This is a genomic window from Tropicibacter sp. S64 (assembly GCF_049803835.1).
GTDB lineage: Bacteria > Pseudomonadota > Alphaproteobacteria > Rhodobacterales > Rhodobacteraceae > Pacificoceanicola.
In genome coordinates, this window is record NZ_JBNAGK010000001.1 from 381,725 (window position 1) to 398,251 (window position 16,527).

A 16,527-nucleotide genomic window follows, 5' to 3' on the forward strand; every position below is an offset into this window, starting at 1 on the left:
ATTCTCCTCGTCGCAACAATGGAAAGACAATCGATTGCGCCAAAAACACGGACGCTCGCGCACGAGTATAGCAGATTCTCCGACCCTGTGTGCGGAAATCAGTGGTTTGACCGGAAATGGCGGAAAACCTTACCAAAGGGAAGGCAGGGCTACCGCTTTCCTTCCAGTTGTTCGATGCGGGCAAGTAGCGCCTGCATCCGCGTCTCCGTTTCCGCCTGCTGATCGGCCAGAGCGGCACGCTGTTCGGCGATCACGGCCTCCTGCTGGAGCGTGTAGAGCGTCAGTTCCTCGACCTTCCGCAGGAGCGTCAGCTGCATCTCCGTCATGTCCAGTCCCTCCCGCGCGATCTGTGCGGCGGAAGGCACGTCCGGCAGGTGGCTGTGGGCGTCGATGAAAGCCTGCACCTCAGCAAGCGGCCTGAGCGCGTAGTCCTCGGCAAAGACGTAATCGGGAACGTTCAGCTGGGTGTTGCCGGAAATGAACTTGCCCATGACGGTCAGGTCGCCCTGCCGGGTCAGGGCCAGCTGGATGCCGCCGTCCGAGTGGTTGATCATGAACCGGCCTTGCGCGTTGTTCTCGTGCACGTAGTACCACGCCCGCCCGGTGCTGGAGTTGGCGAGGGTGAAGTAGCTGCCGCCATTGTTGGTCATGTTGAACATTTCGCGTACCGCGCCGGGGGCGGGGGCGGTGTTCTCCACCCGAAGGCTCGCGGTGCCGTCGGCGCGGCGGATGTGCAGGGACGCGGAAGGTGCATCGGTGCCCAGCCCGATCCGGCCGGCGGCGTTCATGTAGAACCCGAGGTCGGGTGCGCCGGTGCGGATCTCGAACGGCAAGGCACCGCTGCCCGCATCCCTTACGAAGAAGCCGCCGCCATTGCCGTGCAACTGCCAGGTCTGGCTGGCGCCGGTGGTCTCGAAGGCGATGCCGGGATCGCTGCCGTCGACGATGTGCAGGCTGGCCTGCGGGATACTCGTGCCGAGTCCGAGGCGCCCGTTCCCGGCGAGGTACAGGGCATTGCTCGGCGCGTCGGCGTGCAGGGTGAGGATCGGCTTGGCCGCGTCCTTGTTGAGGATGGCGAAGTAGTTGTTTCCCGCCCCGGTGATGCCGTTCGCCTCCAGCTTCCAGTCCACAGAGGGGAAACCGCCGGTCGAAGTGTCCTCGAAGACGAGCCTGACCTCCGAGTGCTTGATCTTCACGGTGGTGTCGGTGAAATCCTCGTTGTTCCAGCATTCCGGCCCGGCGCAAAGGCGGCCGTCGACGCTGTAGTTTCCGCTCAGCACCGTCTGCGCCGAGAGCGGGACGCAGGGCATGACGAGGCCGAGCGCGGCCAGCATGCGAAGGATGACGAAACGGATCATGGCGGACGCCTTGTCGGTTCCCGGGGCGGGCGGATGACGTGACGCGGTGCCTGGTCCGGCCCCCACCGGCGGATTGCGGCCATGGTGGCGCAGGAATGCTTAAAATTTGGTTTAATTGTCCATGTTCGTCCCCGGACGCGGAGTCCCTTCCGCGCTTTCGGGTCGGTTTGGTGCCGCCGCCGGACAACCCGCGCGGAAATCCGCCCGCTGGACGCGACGGGAGGGGGAACAGGACCGGGAATCAAGGGCTTGGCACTCATAGGGTGATTTTGGGTCAAGGGCACAACACTGGGTTGACGGAATCGCGCGTCGCTCCTACTCTACCTCTAATTGTAGTCCTGTTTTCATTGCCAAAATCCATTCGGGGAGATGTACCTTGGTCAGTCTTACCTATCCCGGCGTATACGTGGTCGAAAAGGCCAGCGGGGCGCGACCCATCGCAGGGGCTTCCACTTCCATCGGCATGTTTGTCGGACGCGCGCAGAAAGGTCCGATCGGACGGCCCGTGCGGCTCACCAACCTGACGGAATTCCTCCGCACTTTCGGCGATGATGGCGGGGCGGTCAGCGACATGGCGCGGTACGTCAAGCTGTTCTTCATGAACGGCGGGTCCGATCTCTACGTCCTGCGCATCGCCAACGGTGCGCAACAAGCGCAGGTGCAGCTGCGTAACGAGGCGGACACGGCCAGCGTGCTGACCCTGCGGGCCAAGGCGCATGGCGCGTCGGGCGAGACGATCCGGGCACGGGTGCGCTATGGCGGCGAGGAACCGGAAGGCCGGTTCACGCTGGAGGTGTTCCGGTGGGGACCGAATGCGGCGGGTGTAAACGTCGAAAGCGAGGCGGAGATCTTCGTCAACCTGACGATGAACCCGAACGATCCGCTTTATGCCCAGAGCTACGTGACGCAGAACAGCGCGCTTGTGGATGCGGTGGATACCGGCCCGGCGGGGGTGAACGGCATCGCGATCCTCGGCCGGCCGCTGCCGGCGAACGATGGGGACGCGTTCCGGACCGCCTTTGCCGCCGCGGTCGACGGGGCGCCGGGCGCTCCCGGTGGCACGCATTTCGCGATTTCCGTCGACGGCCTGCCGTTCGTCGAGGTCGACCTGACCGGGACGGAGGCGGCGGTGGTGGCCGATGCGGCGGCGAGCGCCAACACGACCATCGACAACGCTTTGATCCCGACCCTCGGACAGGCGATCACGCAGGCCTACCAGGACATCGGAACTCCCGGTGTTTCAGTGACCGTGGGGCGGCTGGTGGGGCCGACCATCGGCGGCACGGGCCATCGTTACATCACGATCCGCTCGGACAACCAGGGTGACATCCGCCTGCGTCCGGCCACCGGCGGCAAGGACATCTCCGCGACGCTGATGATGGGTCCGGCGAACGGCGGACTGGAAATCGGCGCCCACGCGGCGCGGCGTCCTGCACCCACCGGGATCAGCATCCGCTTTGCCGACGCAGCGGCGTTGCGGGCCTTTTCCGAGCGGCAGAACCAGTCCATCGTGCAGGTCGACCTGCCGGGGCTGGACGCGGCGGGCAATCCGGCGACGGTGAACATCGCCAGCGTCCGGCCCGATGCCCTGGGCAACGCGTTGCATGTGACCGACACCTACGCGACAAGCGCCAACGGCCACAACGACGGTGTGCGCCAGCGGCTGAACCAGTTGCGCGACGCGATCAACGCCTTCCGTACGGCAAACCCGCGTCTGTCACCCTGGACCGCGACGACCAGCGGGCTGCGGCTGACCGTGACTTCGGCAACGGCGGGCGACACCACCATGCCGACCTTCGCGGCCCAGCCGAACGATTTCGCGGGCGGCACGCGGGTGCTGAACGTGCCGCGATACACCGTCGGCGCGGGCGGCATCGCCGGGCTTCAGGTGCCCACCGCCCTGCCCGCCGGAGACGGCAACCCGGCGCAGCTGGTGGATTATACCAACGCCTTCGCCACAATCGACGAGGCGGTGCGCGACTGGAACATCATGGTTCTGCCGCGCGACAACACCACGGTGCAGGACATGCAGCCCTTCGTGGCGGCAGCCTCCGCCTTCTGTCGTCAGCAGCGCGGTTTCCTGATTGTCGATCCACCGGAGACCGGCCTCGATCCACAGGCCATGGCGACCGCTGCCGACGCCCTGCGCGTGGGTGTCGCCATCGACCATGCGGCGGTCTACTACCCCAACATCCTCATCAGCGAGGCGGGCCGGCAGGTGTCCATCGGTCCCGCCGGGGCGATGGCCGGCGTTTATGCACGGACCGACCAGACCCGGGGCATCTGGAAAGGACCGGCAGGCCAGGATCTGCCCATCCTCGGAATCACGGGCGTGGCGCGGCAACTGTCCGATGGCCATGTCGGCATCCTGAATCCGCGCGGCGTCAACTGCATCACGCAGGCCTCGTCCGGCATCCGGCCCTGGGGGGTGCGGACCCTGGCTGGGGCGAATGAACTCGCCAGCGAGTGGAACTACGTCAACGTGCGCCGCACCGCGCTCTACATCGAGGAGAGCCTGTACCAGGGTCTGCAATGGACCGTCTTCGAGCCGAACGGCGAGACGCTCTGGGGTCAGATCACCTTCAACGTCGACGCCTTCATGAACCGCATGTTCCGCGACGGGGCCTTCAAGGGCACGACGAAGGCGGAGGCCTATTTCGTCCATTGCAACGCCGAAACCACCACGCAGGCGGATATCGACATCGGCGTGGTCAACGTCAATGTCGGCTTTGCTCCGCTCAAGCCGGCGGAATTCGTGGTCCTGACGCTCCAGCAGATCGCTGGCCAGGCGGATACCTGAGGGGGAGACTTGTCATGAGCACTGAATTTCCGATGAACTCCCACCGCTTCGAGCCCTACAAGACGTTCCGGTTCCGGGTGATGTGGGATGGCAAATACGTCGCCGGGGTCTCCAAGGTTTCCGCGATCAAGCAGACGGTGGAGACCATCACCCACCGTCAGGGAGGCGATCCCAACATCCAGCACATCGGCCCGGGGTTGGTCTCGGCCGAGGCGATCACGCTGGAGCGCGGCATCACCTGGGACAACGAGTTCGAGGCCTGGGCGCGCAAGGTGTTCGAGCCGGGCGAGCTCGGCATCCTGTCGCTGAAGGGGTTCCGCAAGCCGATGACCATCGAGTTGAACAACCTCGCGGGCGAGGTGGTCCGGGCCTACAACATCCACAATTGCTGGGTGTCCGAATACGAGATGCTTCCGGAGCTTGACGCCAATTCCGCCGGGTACGCCATCGAAAGGCTGGTGATCCAGAACGAGGGCGCATCGCGGCAGGCGATCCCGGAAAAAGCCGAAACCTGACGGGGTGGCCCCTGAAATTCGGGGGCAGGAATAGCCATGCGACACGATCTGCTTCACTTTCCGGGGCCGGGGCCCCTGTATCTTGGCGACCTCACCGCGCGGGTCGAACTGGCGGTGGCGGGTACTTCGCCGTTCGATGCGATTGCGCTGGTGGATGCGCTCCTGCTGGACCGCCCGGGTTCGGTGTTGAAACCGGGGGAGGCGGCACGGCTTGCGGTGGCGGATCGCGACCGGCTGATGGCGTCGCTGCATCTGGCGGAGTTCGGGTCGCGGATCGCCGGGGACCGCACCTGCGAGGCCTGCGCGGCGCGGTTTTCCTTCGATTTCGATCTGGGGGATCTGCTCGGGGCGCTGGCTCCGTCGCAGGCGGTGGAGCGGTTGCAGGACGGCTGGCTATTGGCCGAGGGCGTCCGCTTCCGCCTGCCGACTGGCGAGGACGAGCGCATCGGTGCGGCGTCCGGGGCAAAGGCCGGAGAAGTCATCGCCTTGCGCTGCCTGCCGGAGGGGGAGGTCACGCATCTGGGCAAGGTTTCGCAGATTGCCGAGGCGGTCGCCCCGCTGGTCGACCTGACGTTGAAGACCACCTGCCCGGAATGCGGCGCGGATCACGCCATGGCCTTCAACGCGGAGGCCTATTTCCTCGGCTCGCTCAGGGCGCGGCGGGCGCGGCTGATGGCGGACATTCACCGCATCGCGTCCACGTATGGCTGGAGCTACGACAGCATCGTCGACCTGCCGCAGGCGCACCGGCAGGGCTTCGTCGACCAGATCACCCGCGACCGCGAAGCGGCCCGGCGGGCGAGGAGGCTGGGATGACGGGCTATTTCGACAGGCTCGGTGCGCGGCTGACCCCGGAGGCGATCGCCCCGGTGGAAAACGCCCCCGCGCCGGTCCGGTTGAGCCTGCCGGAGGGGGAGGTGCCGGATGCGCCTGAGCGAGTGGACCCTGCCCCAGTGCAGACCCCACGGCGAGAGCCGGGCGGGACTGAACCACGGGTCTCGGTGGACGACGACATCGCCGGGTTCGATGCGGTGATGGGGCGGCAGGAAACGCCTGTGCCGCTGGAACGGGCGGGCCAGACGGAGCCGTCGTTGTCCAACACCACCGAAACGCCTGCCGAAGCGCTCGCGCCCATGGCGCCGATCTCGGATCTGCCAGCCGAGAGGACCGATGTGCCGGAGACGCACCTTGAGGACAGGACTGAGCCAGGCCCAATCCTCCCCGACCCGGTCGCTTCCGAGGGGGAGCGGGACAGGCCGGAGGAGGTCACGGGCGAGGTGCGCCCTAAGGAGCGCGTTGATCTCGAAGCGCTGCTGAGCGGTTTCTTCGGCGAACCGGACGTCCCCGAACCGGCGCGGCCCGAGCCAATGGAGCCGCAGCCGTCCCGCACCATCGAACCCCCGGCGCCGCAACTCATGCCGGACCCGCCGCAGGCGCATTGGGAGCACCACGCTGATCCGGACCCAGCCCCGGACACGCAGCCCAGCCTGACCATCGGCGAGATCCGCGTCGACGTGATCGAGCCGAAATCCGCCCCCCGCGCCCCGGCTCCCGCGCCGACCCCGCTGCGCCAGAGCTTCGGGCCAACCCGCCCGGCGCGGCGCCGTTTCGGACTGGATCAAAGCTGATGCCGATCCCGGACCTCAGACTGGCCACGAATGCCATACGGCGGACCATCCAGCTGCATATGGCCGCCTCGCCGCTCTGGGCACCCGCCGCCGCGCCGGTGGTCAGCCCGCGTCCGCCGGACGAGGCGGGGGGCGATCCGCTGACGCTGTTCCTCTACCACCTCGGGCGCGACGGATCGGTGCTCAACCGCGTGCCGCCCAGCCCGGAGATCGCCCCGCATTTCACGCCGCTCGGTCTTGTCTGCGCCTACCAGTTGGCCGCGCACAACCTGACCGACGACATCGACGGCGCGATGCAGGCGCAACTGACCCTCAGCGCCGCGATGCTGGCGCTGAACGAACATCCGGTGCTGACCAATCAGACCGTCGTGGCCGGAACCAATCTCTTTGCCGACATCGGGCTGGCTGACCGCACCGCCCGCATGAACATCACGCTGCTGCCCATTGGCCAGTCGGAGGCGGTGGGGTTCTGGACCCCCGGTGACATGGCCCCGCGCCTCGCCGTCTATTACCAGGTGGCGGTGCAACTGATGCCGCCCGCGCCGACGCGCACCGGGCCGCGCGTGCTGAGCTACAATGTCGGCGTGAGCGCCGCGGGCGGGCCGAGCCTCACGGCATCGGAGAACGAGGTCACGCTGCTGCAGCCGGGAGGCGGGACCGAGGACGTCACGCTGCGCCCGGCGCTGGTGTCTTACGGCGAAACGGTGCGCTTCACCGGCGCCGGGCTGACCGGCGATCACCCGCGCCTGATCCTGACCGGCGGCGGCCTGCCGGGGCCGGTGCGGGTGGGCGTGGACTGGTCGGTGCAGGTCCGGGGCAATGCGGTGGAGGCCGTGGTACAGCGCACGGCGGGCACCGCACAGATCCCTCCCGGGCTTTACGCCGCGCAGATCGAAGTGGAGCGCCCAAGGACCGGGCAGGACCCGGAAGTGCTCGCTTCCGCGCCGGTCTCCTTCACCGTCGCCCCGGCGCAGACGGCGCAGGCCGGGCCGGATGGCAACGGGCGGTTCACCGTCACCGGGCAGGGCTTTGCCCCGGCGAATGCCCTCGCGACGGATGCGGCGGTGATGCTGGGCGGCGTGAGCCTGACTCGCGGGGCCGGAGCAAACCCGGCGGCGGGCGAATTCGTCATCGACAGCGATACGGCCTATCGGTTCGTGCCGCCCGCCGGGCTTGTCCCCGGGGCGGTGTTGCCGCTGCGCTTCGTCTTCCGGGGCGCGTCGTCCCTGCCCCTCTGGGTGGTTGTGCCATGAGCGTTGCACCGGACCCCCATGGCCGCGAGGCCACGCCGCTTGACCTGATCGGTTGGGCGGAGGCGGTTCTGTCCGGAGCGGACACGCCGCTGCCGCAGGTCGAGCGGTTGAGCCACGCGATTGCCGTGTTGGCCCTGCCGGAGGGAAGTGACGCGGTGGCAGGCCTGCTCTTCGGCCTCTGGGCCGCGCCGCAGCCGTGTCCGCCGGTGACGATGGGTACGTTGGTCCGGGCCTTCGGGCCTGAGGCGGCGCAGGTGCGGGAGGCCATGGCGCTCTGGGGGCTGATCCGCGAGATGCCGCTGGCCGGGGTCTCGGCGCTCGGCATCGCTTTGGACGAGAGCTTTGCTGACTGGCTGCTCGGCGGCTCCGGTTTGCCGCCCTTGCACGCGGGGCGGTTCATGATGTGCCCCGAAAGTCCCACGCTTCCGGATTGGCCGGTGTCAGAGCTCGCCGCGCGGATCGTCGAGGACGCCGCGCCGACGACCGTTTGCCTGACCGGACCGCGCGGCGCGGGGGCGCGGGCGCTGGTGGGTCAGATCGGGGCGGCGCTGGGCGTGAGGCCGATCTGCGTCGATGCGGAGGGGCTGGACGGAGAAGGTCTGGCGGCGCTGGCCCGGGTGGCGGAGCGGCAGGCGCTGCTGTCTTTGTGCCCGCTGTTCTGGACCTCCGGTCCACGCCCGGACCTACCCCTGCCGACGCGTTTTCCCTTGTGTTTCCAGCGCGACACCGGGGGCGCGGATTCCACCCGCCGGATCATCCACCGCATGGGTCCGCTCTCGCCGGAAGCGGCGCGGGTGCTTTGGTCGGAGGGGGAGAGCCTGCCATCCGAGGCACTGACCGAAATCGCCCGGGATCGCGCCCAGACCCCGGCACAGATCGCCCGCGCGCGGGCCACATTGCCCAGGACGCTGGCGGACGCGCGACAGGCGCTGCATGCGGCCCGGCATGGTGATCTGCCGCCCTGGCTGACGGCGGACAACGCGAACCTGTCGTGGGAGGACATCGTTCTGCCGGAGAGGGTCCTCGCCCCGATGCGGAGCTTCTGCCACGAGGTGCGCATGGCCAGCGCCCTCTGGGAAAACCCCGACAGGGCAAGGCATTTCCCGAGAGGACGCGGCACGCTGGCGCTGCTCTCGGGGTCGAGCGGCACGGGCAAGACCATGGCGGCGCAGGTCATGGCGCGGGACCTCGGGATGGACCTCTACCGCGTCGATGCCGGGGCGCTGACGTCGAAATACGTGGGCGAGACGGCGCAGCATTTGCAGGCCGTGCTGGACCGGGCGGAGGCGGACGGGGCGATGCTGTTCTTCGACGAATGTGACGGGCTGTTCGGCAAACGGGTGGAAACGCGGGACGCGCAGGACCGCTATCAGAACGCCGATACCAACGTGCTGCTGGCCGCCGTGGAGCGCTACGAGGGCGCGGCGATCCTTGCGACGAACAAGCGCGAGAACATCGACGGTGCGTTTACCCGCCGCCTGCGCTATGCGGTCGACCTGCCGCGCCCGGACGCGGCGGCGCGGCTGCAAATGTGGGGCCTGTTCCTGTCGGCCCTGTCGCCTTGCGGTGGAGCGGGCTGTGCCGCGCTGGCGGGGCCGATGGCGTCGCGGCTCGACCTGACGGGCGCGCAGATCCGCAACGTGGTGCTGACGGCGGTGGTCGAGGCGATGCGGCGGGGTGAGGACGCCATCGCGCCGCCGGTGCTGCTCGATGCGTTGGATCAGGAACTGACCAAGGAAAGCCGCGCCCTGAGCGTACAGGACAGGGAGGCCTTGCTGCGCCATGGCTGACACCCGCATCGACATCGGCAGGCTGACGGTGACGCGCCCCGGGACGGGGCGGGCAGGGCAGAATGCTTTCGCCGAGGCCTTGGCGCGGGCGTTGGCGGAGGCGCTGGCGGATTGTCCCGGCGGTGTTCTGGACGCTGTGTCCCTGCAGGTCCGGCCGGAGGAGGCCGCCGATCCGGCGGCGCTGGCGCGGCGGATCGCGGCGGATGTGCGGAGGCGGGTGCGATGAGCCGGGGCGGGCAGGAGCAGACCCGACTGACGGGCAAACGCGCCACGGGACGCGTGCTGGAGGACGAGGCGCGGCAGGCAGGGCGCGGACGCCTGATGGACCTCAGCCGCGCCCCGGCGGCGCGGTTGCCGGGGGACGCCGGGGCGGGGCGGGCGCTGAGCGCAGACATCCGAGCGCGGCTCGAAGACGCGTTCGGCGCGGACCTTTCCGGTCTGACGATCCACGACGGGCCGGAGGCGGCGGCGCTGGCCCGGCAGACCCGCGCCCGTGCCTTCGCCGCCGGTCCGCACCTCGTGTTTGCCGATGGGGCCTACAGGCCGGGCACGTCCGAGGGGTTCAGACTCTTGCGCCACGAGACCGCCCATGCCTTGCAGCAGACCGGCGCGGAGACGGCGCAGGGCTTGCGGCTGGTCAAGGGGGGCGCGTCCTCCGGCCCCGTGCAAAAGGACGATCCGCCGACGCAGGAAGAGGAGGACATGGCGCGGGCCATGTGGACCGGCACACTCAAGGCGTATGAGGAGATCAAGCCCTGGGAGGGCGAGACGGGCCTGCCGAAGGGCGCGGATTATGCGGCGGATGTCGCGGCCCTGACCAAGGCCTCCGGCGGCAAGATCTACACAAACAAGAAGACCACCCACGGCGCGGCGCTGGCAACCTTCATCCTCGGTTACAGGTTCCGGTCGCTGCGGGGCTGTTCGCTGGCGGCGGACATCCTGACCGGCATTCTCGAATTCGACGCGGTGATCGCCCTGATCCGCAAGAAGCCGACGCTGGAACAGGCGGTGCTGACCAAGGCGCTCGGCGATTACGCGACGGCCAATGTTCCGGCGGAGGACATGGTCAAGCTGTTCATCACCGATGCGAAATCGCCCTACGTCAAACGCCAGTGGGACGCGATGCTGGAGCGGGTCCTGACCGCCGCGCGGACCGTGGGTGAAGCCATCCCGGCCCGGTCGAAGGCGATGGACCTCTACGACACGATTCGGCTTTACCCGAGTTCGGACCGAACCCGGCCCAATGCGCTGCAACTGCTGACGATCTCCTCCATCGGCGCGGTGGAGAACGCCATCCTCGATGCCATGCGGAACTCGAACGATCCCAAGGTCATGGCGCCGCTCGTTGAGGAGAGTTTCGGGGCTTTCGATGCCACTTCGCCGGTGCTCAAGGTGCTCGCGCGGCTGCGGGGGTTGAGCTTCGATCTGACGAAGATCGTGGAAAAAGGCGGCACGTCAGACCCCTTCTCGAATGCCGCGGTCGATGTGCTGCAAGGGCCGGTCGCGCGGCTCGCGGAGCGGTTCACGCTGGCCTTCAAGGGGTTCAGCAGTTTTCACGCGGGCCTCGGCATGGGGTTAGTGGATTTCGCGGCGATCCGCAGCGGCGGGGCGCTGAAACTGCCTGCGGCGCTCACGACGTTCCTCGATGCGCTGGCGGTGATGGCCGATACGGACACGCCGTCCGGGACGTTCGAGCTTTTGCCCAAGGCTGCGGGCGAGGCGGTCGGCGGCGAGGGGAGCGACGCGCAGGCGGAGGTCCAGACCCGCGCCTTCCTTGCCCGGATGCAGAAGCCTTCGGACTTCGACACCCGCCGCCGGACGCTGATTTCGCAGGTGCGCGACAAGGCGCTGGACCTGCGCGGGGCGCTGAACGCGATGAAGCTGCCCAAAGCCGATCTGAAGGACGATCAGGCGGATGCGATGACCGCCATGGTCTTTGCCCTGATGTGGACCGAGTGGTTCACCGCCTTCGCCGATGCCACGCCGCAGCAGGGCGGCGCGGATGCGGATCAGGTGGCGGCGGCCCGCTACGCGCTCGCGCGGGCCATGGGCGGGCTGGGGCAGATACTCATGCACCCGAAGCTGACATCCGAGGCGATGCAGGTCGCCAAGGCGCGCGATGCCGGGCTGAGCTATGCCGCCATTCCGAAATGGGCCTTCAAGGAAGACACCAGCAAACCCTTCGCCGAGGCGCTGCCGAAGGAGATCAAGACCATCGGCGGGAATTGGTCCGGCCCCGGCGATGCTGCGGGCAAGACGCATTACTCGCATTTCGCGGTGCCGGTGGACGTGCTGGTGGAGTTCTACCAGATCGACTTCCTGCGCCGCGCCTTGCCGCTGATGACGGCGGAGATCGCGCGGCAGCAGGTGATCGTCGATCAGAACAAGAAGACCGCCCGGGCGGAGGACAAGAAACTGCCGGGGCCGGATTCGATCCAGACCGTCCTCGATGGCGTCGACAAGACCATGCCCCGCCCGCGCCGCTGGGTGGCCGAGGACGGGGTGCTGGTGCAGAACCCTGACGACACCGCGACGCCGCTGGAGGTGTTGATGCGCCACCCGGCGGTGATGACGCGGCTCGGCGAGGCGGACCCGAAGGCCAGCGGTGGTGCGCGTGGCATCAGCGGCATGTGGCACGGCCAGCATATCGTGCGACAGCAGAACCGCTGGACCGGGGTGGACCTGTGGACCCTGCCGGACCTGGGCCCGCTCAGGGATTCGCTGCGCTCGGTGCCACAGGTGGCGAAGATCCTCAAGGAGTGGAAGAAGAGCGGCGGTGCCTGGTCCGAGCCGGAAGCCGCGCACCTGTGGCTGTTCCAGCTGTATGACTATGCAAAGCAGAATGGTGGACTGGAGGCATTGCGCAAGGACATGCGCGGCACCTTCGACGCGCGGCTGGAGACCGAGAACGAGAAGCTCAGGCAGGCCTTGCGCCAGCTCAGCACGCTGAACCGGGGCATCTATGTCGACTATTTCCGCGACCGGCTCGCCGCGTCGGTGAAGACGACGGAGATGAAGGGGCGGCACGACATCCTGTTCGACGCGAAGCTGACCGGCGACCTGCGGGGCGCGATCTTCGATTTCTCCAGGTCCGTCCGCCCGAGGGAAGATCAGGACATCCAGACCGTGGCGTTGATGATCGAGGTCGCGCCGCAGCTTCTGGCGGCGATCAGCGTGCGCACCAATGGCGACCACATCCAGAGCTTCTTCGAGCCGGTGGCGCTGGCGCTGTCCATGGCGACCGGGTCCATCGTCTTCGGCGTCAGCAGCGAGGGCGCGAGCGGGAAGGACATCGGAACGCCTGCGCCGGGGGTGACGGCGGATTTCCAGAAACGGATGGGCGAATTGCGTGTCACGCCGGGCGAGTTGGCGAAGGGCGTGGAAATCCTGCGCCAGATCCTGCGGACGCTCGATGCCGCCCGTCGTGAGAACCAGCAGATGTTCAAGCTGCATGGCGATCCGAAGAAGGGCCTGAAGACCAAGCTGGCGGGCTACTGGATCGACCCTGCGGACAAGGCGACCTCGATGTTCGTGCTGGCGCTGCCCTACCGCAGCGACGTGCGCAGCGGTGGCAAATGGGACACGCCGGAGCCGCCGAAGGCGACACCGCTGGATGCGGCGACGGGACAGTCGGAGGACACGGCCAAGCCGAAGCTGAACCCGATCTGGATGTCCAACATCATCTACCAGACCGACTACCCGATCTACTACGAGATCACCAAGGTGCACCGCAGCTTCACCTATATGCCCGCCTACAAGGCGCATGGCGCGGCGCGGGTGGAGGAGAGCCTCACCGACGAGAAGGACCGCAAGATCGGCAAGGGTGTCGATCTCGTGACCTTCCGCTTTGCCTACATGGACAAGAGCGGCGGCGAGGTAACCTTCTCCCCGGCGCGTGAGGTCACGGTGCAGTCCGGCGACATCGAGCTTCTGGACCTGCTCAACAACCTCGTGGACTACCAGGGCCGTCTGCTCTCGATGCAGAACCTCGCCAACATCATCGAAGCCTCGGGCGAGCTTTTCCTCGACCTGCTGGAATTCGTGCCCGGTGTCGGGCAGGCGGTCATGCTGGCGCGGCTGGCGGCCAATGTCGTCGACATGATCGTCAACATGGAGTGGGACGAGATCCGGGAGGATCTCGTCAAGGCGCCGCAGGAGATCATGGAGTTCCTCAAGGGCGAGTTGCTTGCCGAGTTGCAATCGGCGGACATGTTCAGCTTCTTCCTGAACACGCTGATGAGCAACACCGGCGCGGCGGACCGGATCAGGAAGGCGCTCGACAAGGCGGAGGAGCGGGCGAAGAAGCGCAAGGAGAAGGCGCGGCTGAAGCCCCGCACCGGCAAGAAGGCCAAGACGGAGCAGTACCGGCGGCTGATGGGCACCGTCTCGGGCATTGCCATCGACGTCGGGCAGGGCCTGCTTAAGGCGCAGGAAAAGATGGGCATCGGGGTTAAGGCGGCGGCCGCAAAGGTGGTCACCTCGCAGGTGCTGACACGCCATATCGACCGACTGCCGGTGTATCTCGGATATGCCGACCTGTTCGTGAACCTCGCCCGCGCGGCGGAGGCAATGGTTTCCGGCGGCAAGGCGGGGTCGGCGGCGGACTGGCTCTCCGCGCAGTCAGAGTTCGCCGGGGGTGGTGCGGGGTCCTTCAAGGGCGCGATCACGGCGATGATGGAACCGCTGGTGGACCTGCAACTGCCGAAGGAGATCATCCCGATGGATCTCGCCGTGCAGATCATCCTCGACATGACCATCGGGCGGGTGCGCAACAAGAAGATCAAGATCGTCTACGAGGCGCTGCGCCTGACCGGCGGGCTGGCGAAGATCAGCCAGCTGATCGCGGACAATCTGTTCAAGGGCTCCTCGGTCGATCCCAACACCTACTGGCGTGACGACATTGCGGGGAAAATCGCCCCGGCGGTGACCACGGGCCGCGACCTGCTGGTCGAGCAGGTGTTCAGCCTGATGCGCTACGTCTTCCCGAAGGCCGGATTCGAGACGCCGGAGCTGTCGCCGATCCTTGCCGACTGGAGCGAGCCCAAGCTGCACGAGGAGGTCGCGCCCTATGGCATGGCCTGGGGATTTCCATCTCTGGTGCATCCGATGACAGCCTTGCCCAAGGGCGGCGGGGCGCCGCTGGACGACAGGATGCGCCGCGATCTGGAGGGGCGGTTCGGCTATGATCTCGGGCACCTTCGGGTGCATGACGACGGCCCGGCGCAGGACTTCACGCAGGCCATCGGCGCGGAGGCGGCGGCCTCGGGGTCTCATGTCTACCTCGGGCAGGGGTTCGATGTGCGGTCCGAGCACGGCAAACACGTGATGCGCCACGAGGTCGCCCACGCGCTGCAACAGACCCGCCCGCCGGTGCTGGGGACCGGCACGCCGCCGGCGCCGAAACCGGGCCAGAGCGGGCGCGGCCTGCGCCACGATCCGATGCGCGAGCAAGGCGCGGAGCGCATGGCCCATGCGGCGCGAACACGCTCGGCCAGCGAGGACGGCCCGATGCGGATCGAAGGCGAGGGACAGCAGGCGATCCTGCCCTATGGTCGCGACACGTTGGTGGCGATGCTGCAGGCCATCGGCACGGAAAAGAAGACCGCGCATGACTTCGGCGACATGAAGCGGACGCAGAACAAGCTGACCCAGGGCAGCACCGAGGACCGCACCGCCGTGACATCCCTGCTCTCCGACCTTCAGACCCAGGTGGCCACGGCGAAGCGTGCAACGTCGATGAAATACGGGTCGGCCAGCGAAGGGCAGTTGCGTGACGAGCTGACCAAGGTGGTTGGCGGCTGGACCGAAGACCAGATGCTGCGGATCGCCTCCAGCGTCGTGACGGAGATCGACGAGGCGAAGAAGAAGAAACTGAACCTCAAGAGCAAGTTCGTGCTCGATTTCCCTAAACTGTTCGAGATCGTCGAAGGGGTGATCTTTGCCGACACCGGCATCACGGTCTCGCTGAAGCGGACGAAGGCGACGCCGCCGCGGCTGTCGTCGGTCGAGATCGAGGGCGTGCATTTCGGCGGGGTGCGCGGCGGGTCCAACCTCTACACGCATATCAAGGACCAGAACGCCACGGTGGGGGCCTGGGAGTTCCATGCGCTGCGCAGCTACCTGCGCAACCGGTTCCCCGTGGCGCATCTGTGGGAAAAAGGGCCGGGGATGAAGATCAGCGAGGAGGGGCTGACCCGCGTGTCCTCGACCATAACCATCGGCGAGTTGCCGGTCTGGTCCGAGTACGTCAAGACCGGCTTCGGCAAGTCGAAGCAGGCGCTGCGCGTCGGCCTGCACGGGCAGCTGACCGGCGCGACCCGGATGGAGCCGCTGGGCAAGGGCGGCGCAAACGTCGAGATAGGATCGGCTGGCGGACGCGAGAGCCACCACGTGCCGCAGTACCTGCTGGTGGAGTTCTATCGCGGAGTGAGCAAGAAGCCCGGGGTGAATACCTGGGGCGCGACGGGGGATTACTGGGTGCCGGGGTTCACCGGCACCGGGGTCAAGCCGCTGGAGCGGCCCAAGGGCAAGAAGGAATACACCGCCTTCGAGGGCGACGGGTTCAAGGTGGATCTCGCAAAGCTCGACCCCAACTCCGAACGCGGCTCGGGCATGCCCACCGTTTCGCTCGCCACGGACACGCACCAGAAGGGGCAGCTGCACATGTCCGGCAAATCCGCCTGGGGCATTGCGGACGAGCTGGACGCGCCGCTCTCGCAAGGCGTGGCGATGTATGGCCATTACGTCGGCAAGATGGTCTCGGGCGCGAAGGCGAAGAAGAGCCTGACCGACGCAGCCCCCGGTGGGCTCGACACGCCGGGCGGGTTCCGGGGCATGGTGGACGCGGTGATGACCGGCGCGAAAGCGCCCGGGAACAACAGCGGGCAAGCGGCGCTCTCGGACCTGCACAAGGTGACCGAAGCGACGATGAAGGCCGGGTATGTCCAGTTCGTCGGGTACATGAAGGGGCAGTTGAAGAAGGGTCTCGAAGACCTCGAGGTCGAGACCTACCGGACGGTGGCCCGCACCCATTCCGGCTATTCCAAGAACGATTCCGGCGAGACTTTCCCCAAGGGATACGAGGCCGAGGCCTCGTCGAGCTGGATCAACGCCGTCGTCGCCGCGCTAAAGGAAAAGAACAAGCAGCAGTTCGGCGACATGTACGTGGCAAGCGCATGGTGAT

At 67.4% G+C, this 16,527-nt stretch carries 9 protein-coding genes; 8 read left to right on the forward strand and 1 reads right to left on the reverse strand.

Annotation, left to right across the window (positions count from 1 at the left end; translation table 11 throughout):
* Positions 1 to 149 precede the first annotated feature (149 nt).
* A complete protein-coding gene (locus ACP159_RS01810) occupies positions 150 to 1,358 on the reverse strand; it encodes a cell division protein ZapB (protein WP_425097905.1) in 1,209 nt (402 codons plus the stop codon).
* A gap of 376 nt (positions 1,359 to 1,734) precedes the next feature.
* Between ACP159_RS01810 and ACP159_RS01815 the strand changes: the two genes are divergently transcribed.
* From ACP159_RS01815 to ACP159_RS01850, 8 genes are read left to right on the forward strand one after another with little or no spacing between them, the layout of a single operon-like run.
* Positions 1,735 to 4,158, forward strand: coding sequence for a phage tail sheath subtilisin-like domain-containing protein (locus ACP159_RS01815; RefSeq protein ID WP_425097906.1), 2,424 nt, complete (start codon positions 1,735 to 1,737; stop codon positions 4,156 to 4,158).
* Between the two features lie 14 nt (positions 4,159 to 4,172).
* Positions 4,173 to 4,673, forward strand: coding sequence for a phage tail protein (locus ACP159_RS01820; RefSeq protein ID WP_425097907.1), 501 nt, complete (start codon positions 4,173 to 4,175; stop codon positions 4,671 to 4,673).
* A 36-nt stretch (positions 4,674 to 4,709) separates the two neighbouring features.
* Complete coding sequence (locus ACP159_RS01825; RefSeq protein ID WP_425097908.1) at positions 4,710 to 5,489, forward strand: hypothetical protein; 780 nt, start codon at positions 4,710 to 4,712, stop codon at positions 5,487 to 5,489.
* Positions 5,486 to 6,301 (forward strand): hypothetical protein, encoded by an 816-nt coding sequence (locus ACP159_RS01830; protein ID WP_425097909.1) that lies wholly within the window; start codon positions 5,486 to 5,488, stop codon positions 6,299 to 6,301. Before ACP159_RS01825 ends, ACP159_RS01830 begins: the two co-directional genes overlap by 4 nt.
* Complete coding sequence (locus ACP159_RS01835) at positions 6,301 to 7,554, forward strand: Pvc16 family protein (protein WP_425097910.1); 1,254 nt, start codon at positions 6,301 to 6,303, stop codon at positions 7,552 to 7,554. Before ACP159_RS01830 ends, ACP159_RS01835 begins: the two co-directional genes overlap by 1 nt.
* A complete protein-coding gene (locus ACP159_RS01840; protein WP_425097911.1) occupies positions 7,551 to 9,344 on the forward strand; it encodes an ATP-binding protein in 1,794 nt (597 codons plus the stop codon). The genes ACP159_RS01835 and ACP159_RS01840 overlap by 4 nt, the downstream gene beginning before the upstream one ends.
* Positions 9,337 to 9,570, forward strand: a complete 234-nt coding sequence (locus ACP159_RS01845) for a hypothetical protein (protein ID WP_425097912.1) — start codon at positions 9,337 to 9,339, stop codon at positions 9,568 to 9,570. The genes ACP159_RS01840 and ACP159_RS01845 overlap by 8 nt, the downstream gene beginning before the upstream one ends.
* Positions 9,567 to 16,526, forward strand: coding sequence for an eCIS core domain-containing protein (locus tag ACP159_RS01850; RefSeq protein WP_425097913.1), 6,960 nt, complete (start codon positions 9,567 to 9,569; stop codon positions 16,524 to 16,526). Before ACP159_RS01845 ends, ACP159_RS01850 begins: the two co-directional genes overlap by 4 nt.
* Position 16,527 lies beyond the last annotated feature (1 nt).

Excerpts from the sequence above, each read along its gene's own strand:
- ACP159_RS01840 (WP_425097911.1), top strand. The coding sequence starts at position 7,551 with ATGAGCGTTGCACCGGACCCCCATGGCCGCGAGGCCACGCCGCTTGAC.
- ACP159_RS01845 (WP_425097912.1), top strand. The coding sequence starts at position 9,337 with ATGGCTGACACCCGCATCGACATCGGCAGGCTGACGGTGACGCGCCCC.
- ACP159_RS01850 (WP_425097913.1), top strand. The coding sequence starts at position 9,567 with ATGAGCCGGGGCGGGCAGGAGCAGACCCGACTGACGGGCAAACGCGCC.
- ACP159_RS01820 (WP_425097907.1), top strand. The coding sequence starts at position 4,173 with ATGAGCACTGAATTTCCGATGAACTCCCACCGCTTCGAGCCCTACAAG.
- ACP159_RS01825 (WP_425097908.1), top strand. The coding sequence starts at position 4,710 with ATGCGACACGATCTGCTTCACTTTCCGGGGCCGGGGCCCCTGTATCTT.
- ACP159_RS01810 (WP_425097905.1), bottom strand. The coding sequence starts at position 1,358 with ATGATCCGTTTCGTCATCCTTCGCATGCTGGCCGCGCTCGGCCTCGTC.
- ACP159_RS01835 (WP_425097910.1), top strand. The coding sequence starts at position 6,301 with ATGCCGATCCCGGACCTCAGACTGGCCACGAATGCCATACGGCGGACC.
- ACP159_RS01830 (WP_425097909.1), top strand. The coding sequence starts at position 5,486 with ATGACGGGCTATTTCGACAGGCTCGGTGCGCGGCTGACCCCGGAGGCG.